This is a genomic window from Sporosarcina sp. Y352, assembly GCF_056786535.1.
Genome location: NZ_JBXCJE010000041.1, coordinates 1 through 788 on the forward strand (window position 1 = coordinate 1; position 788 = coordinate 788).

Below are 788 nucleotides of genomic sequence, written 5' to 3' on the forward strand. Positions count from 1 at the left end.
TAACATCAATAAAGAAACCTTCGAATAAAGATCACCAAAAACCTTGCGGTATTCAGGAAACACTTGATCTAAAATAGTATGAAACTGCAGTTTAGCCTCCACATACATATTCGTCACAATCTCCTGTTGTCTGGAAAGATTTCTAAGATTTAATAATTGGATTCCTCGGTTTTTATGAGGTTCAAAATCTTCTTTGTAATAAAGCACACACAGCTGATATGCATCAATCGCGTCTGTTTTTACCTTTCTTAAACTGGACCTCTTCGCCTGATAAGAAATGATCGGATTAAGTAAGATATATAAAACGCCATGTTCCTCCAAGTATTGAATAACAGGAGAGTGATAGTGACCTGTAGATTCTAAAATGACCATAGGCATTTGCCCAGTCATCCCTTCCATCTCCTTTAAAAAGCCTATAAAACGGTCTAACTCCTCTTTTGTATGCTTCATAGAATAACTCTTTCCAAACGGCTTCGATTTATCTAAAAACGCCTGAACTTGGCTCTCTCCTTTAGCCACATCCAGACCAACTACTGGGTTCATTTAGCTTCCTCCTCTGACTTCACTCACCAGTACCCCTATTCCTCCATGCAGTATCATAGCTTCGCTTGTTATACGAGATCTATGTCCCAACCAGCCTCAAACATGTTTCTACAAGTAGGGGGTGGACAGTTTAGTTCACGGGATCATTGTCCCACGCACCCGTACGTCCTACCCTGGCTACTGATATATTAAATCCTATAAAAATAAGGTCAACCAGTAAAAACTGGTTAACCTTATAATACGAA

The 788-nt window shown here is 39.2% G+C and carries 1 protein-coding gene; it reads right to left on the reverse strand.

The features are described 5' to 3' along the window. The coding region (locus tag AC1TO6_RS21125) for an IS110 family transposase (RefSeq protein ID WP_482103548.1) at window positions 1-543 on the reverse strand (543 nt) is incomplete at its 3' end. Window positions 544-788 lie beyond the last annotated feature (245 nt).